Genomic DNA, 3,368 nt, shown 5'->3' with positions numbered 1-3,368 from the left:
TGCGGGTGCTGCGCCAGGCGGCCGAACAGGCGGTGGGCGAGGCGGCAGCTTTGGCGGATGTGCTGGAAGACTTTCCGCAAGCCGGTGAGCCGGGCGGTCAGCCCCCGGTAATGGATGTGGAGTTCCGCCCGGTGGACGACGATTGAGCCGCCCCGGCAGATAAAAACAAACAAAGAAAAAGCCGCTGGCAACCTGCCGGCGGCTTCTTCTTGGGGCTTGGGCATGCGCCCCTAAAAGGTTTTTGAAATGGCGTGTGCGCTTTGCCCCGGAAGTGAAGGGGAAACACTTGACGGCGGAAGGCGCAGAGTTACTTTTGCGAGATGGAAACGCTGCCGCTTGTGGTGCTTATTTCCAGGAGCGGCCCGCCGGCGCCATAGGTGTCGGTACCCTTGCCCTTTCCGGAATGGCCGGTAAAGGCATTGCTTACCTGACCCGAAGTAGTGCTGTAGCGCAGGGCGAAGCCGGAGTTTTGGGGCAGCGTGAGCCACAGGCCGCCGCTGGTGGTCTGGAAGCGGCAATCGCTTGTGGGCATGCCCAATTCGGCCTGCAGGTTGCCGCTGGTAGACTGAAAATCCACGCTCTCAAATTCGCCCGCAAGCTCCACCGAACCGCTGGTGGTGTGGGCCGTCAGGGCTCCGCCGGAACCCTGGATGCCCATATTGCCGCTCAATGAGCCAATCTCGGCCTCTTTTGCAAAGCTGCCGGCGGCGTCCACGTTGCCGCTGGTGGTGCCGAGCGCGAGCGACTCGCAGTCGCCGGAGAAAGTGAGGCTGCCGCTGGTGGAGGAGAGCGCCGCCGCCCGGGCGGCGGACGCCAGGGTAACGGCCATATCGCCGCTGGTGCTGGAGGCGGACAGCTCGGACACCGTGAGGTCCGTGGCGCGAAGGCCCCCGCTGGTGCTGGAGACGGCCAGAAGCCCGGCCTGCACGCCGGTGACGCGGACGTTCCCGCTGGTGGTGGACACCGCGGCGGGGGGCAGCTCCACCCCTTGGGGCACAAAGACCGTCACCTCGCCCCGGGGCGGGTCCAGCGGATTGAGAATCACGTTTTTGGGGCTGGCGACCCGCAGGGTGCCCTGCCGGAACGAGAGTGCCGGCGCAAGCTGGGCGGGGCCGTGGAACTGGACCTCCACTTTTATGGCTTCGCCGTCCCACAGGGCGATGGTCACGTTTTCAAAGCTGACTTCCACCTCGAGGGCGCTCACCTCGGCCGGGGCATACTCGCCCTCGGCGGCGAGGCCGCTCAGCGTGCCGGAGGTGGACTGCGGCGGAGCGGAGGACCCCGAGGGGGGGACGGGCACCGACACAGAGCCGGGCACCGACACGGTCTGCTGGCCGACGCTCGCGGCGCGACGGTAAGAGGCAAAGCCGAAGAGCGCGGCCCCTGCGACCAGCGCGGCCGCCACCGCTAGGGCGGCCAGCACCCAGGGCAAGAAATTTTGCCTGTGCGCTGCCGCCTGCGGGGGCGCTGCGTAAACAGGGCCTGCGCCGGGCAATTCACCCAGGGCCTCGCTCAGATCCCCCAGGCTTTCGATGGCGCGCTGAAAGGCTTCTTCCTCGCCGGCGCCCCGGGCCAGTTCGTCCTCGTAGCGGTCGTTCAGGTTGGCAAGCAGTTCCTCGCGCAGTTCCTCCGCCTCGCGGCTTTGGGGCAGGCGCCCGAACAGGCCGTCTATGTAGTGGTTAATCTTCTGATTCATACAGGATCCCTCCTTGTGGTGTTGGATGCGCCTCCCGGCGCCAAAAGCTGGTCCAGAATGGCCTTGATGGCCTCCCAGTCCCGGCGGTTTTCTTCATACAGGAGCCTGCCCTGCGGGGTGATGGAATAGTAGCGCCGCCGCGCCCCGGCCTGTTCGTCGCCCCAGTAAGAGGTGATCATGCCGCCCTGTTCCAGCCGGCGGAAGGTGGTGTAAAGGGTGGCCTCTTTGAGTTCCAGCCGCCCCCCGGTGGCCTGAGCCAGCCCTTTGTTGATCTCGTAGCCGTAGCTGTCGCCCGCGGCAAGATGCGAAAGAATGATGGTGTCGGTATAGCCGCGAAGGATATCCGATGTATTCAGCAAAGTGCGCCCTCCTTTCGAGCTTGGAACCAAGCGCTTTAAAACGCAGCTGCGGGGAGCCGCTCTCCGTGGCCGGAAGATCTTTTTGCGCCCCTGAAGCGGCTTGGCCGCCGCAGCGCACCGTTGGATCGACTTTGGTTGTTGATTGCATTATAGCTTTATATACCTCGTCTGTCAAGGTATATCTTCACGAAATGTTTAAAACCCGCTGCCCCTTTGGTGCCTGCAGAGAAGGGCCCGGGGCGGCATGCCCCCTTTTTCCCGGCGGAAAAATGTGGTACAATAAAACCAAAATAAGCTTGCAAAAGGGGGCGGCGCGTTGACCGGGCTTGCAAAAAATACCGCCGCAATGAACCGCGCGGGCGCTGCCTGCGGCTGCGGCGCACTGATCTATCTTGCCGCCCGCAGCCTGCTCACCCGTTTGGCAAGCCTGCTGCTGGCGCTGCGGGTGCCGGGGGCGAGCCTGCAAAACCCGGCGGGGGCAAGCCAGCTGGAGGCGGCGCTGCTGCGCATTGGGGTGAGCGGCCTGGCCCTGGCCGCGCCCTTTTTGCTGCTGGCGGTGCTGCCCCTGCCGCGGCCCCTGCCGCTTGGGCGGGGCGCTCGGGGGATTCGGCCCAGGCTGTTTTTGTTTTTCTGGGGCATGATGCTGGCGGGCAACCTGCTGGCGGGGGCCCTGGTTCGTGCCATGGGCCCGGAAAATGCCCGGGTGGAGCTGCCGGGCGGCGGCCTGCCGCTTGGCGCCGCTTTTTTTGCGGTGTGCCTGCTGCCCGCGGTGGGGGAGGAGCTGGTTTTCCGCGGCCTTTTGCAGGGCTGGCTGCGCCCCTTTGGCGCGCCGGCCGCGGTGCTGGGGCAGGCGGTGCTGTTCGCATTGCTGCACGGGCGCCTTTCGGCCTGCCTTGCAGCGCTGCTGGGCGGCGTGGCCCTGGGCCTTTGCGCCGAGTGGTCTGGCAGCCTGCGGCCGGGCATGTGGTTTCATTTATACAACAACGTTCTCGCGTTTACCGGCCAGTATGCCAGCCAGTACGCTTCGCCCGAGACCGGGCAGCTCGTGAGCCTGGCGGTGCTGCTGGGCGGGCCGCTGGCGGCCGCAGCCGTGTGGGCTTCGGGCCGGGCAGGGGGGCGCCGGGCAAGGGTGAATGCCCTTGCAATGGGTAAGGGGGCGGCCTGGCCGCTGGGCTGCCCGGGCTGGGTGTGCAGCGCCCTGTTCCTGCTGGCGCTGAGCCTTTGGCAGACCTTTGTTTAAGATGAGGAGGACAGGAACCGTGACCGATGAAGAGCTGATGCGCCTGGCCCTGGCCGAGGCGGAAAAGGCCGCG

General features: G+C 66.0%; 3 protein-coding genes. 1 reads left to right on the top strand and 2 read right to left on the bottom strand.

From position 1 onward, the window contains the following. Window positions 1-307 precede the first annotated feature (307 nt). Window positions 308-1,696, bottom strand: coding sequence for a DUF4097 family beta strand repeat-containing protein (locus ACMLHZ_RS09835; RefSeq protein ID WP_418667553.1), 1,389 nt, complete (start codon window positions 1,694-1,696; stop codon window positions 308-310). After that, window positions 1,693-2,055, bottom strand: a complete 363-nt coding sequence (locus ACMLHZ_RS09830) for a PadR family transcriptional regulator (RefSeq protein ID WP_177563182.1) — start codon at window positions 2,053-2,055, stop codon at window positions 1,693-1,695. Before ACMLHZ_RS09830 ends, ACMLHZ_RS09835 begins: the two co-directional genes overlap by 4 nt. Before the next feature lie 316 nt (window positions 2,056-2,371). On the opposite strand from ACMLHZ_RS09830, the gene ACMLHZ_RS09825 reads away from it, so the two are divergent. Continuing rightward, window positions 2,372-3,295 carry a lysostaphin resistance A-like protein gene (locus ACMLHZ_RS09825; RefSeq protein WP_418667552.1) on the top strand — a complete coding sequence of 308 codons (924 nt, stop codon included), beginning with the start codon at window positions 2,372-2,374 and terminating at the stop codon, window positions 3,293-3,295. The last annotated feature ends 73 nt before the right edge of the window (window positions 3,296-3,368 follow it).

Origin of the sequence: Allofournierella sp., assembly GCF_048388525.1 — a bacterium.
Lineage (GTDB): Bacteria > Bacillota > Clostridia > Oscillospirales > Ruminococcaceae > BQOK01.
This window is presented reverse-complemented; position numbering and strand designations above follow the sequence as displayed.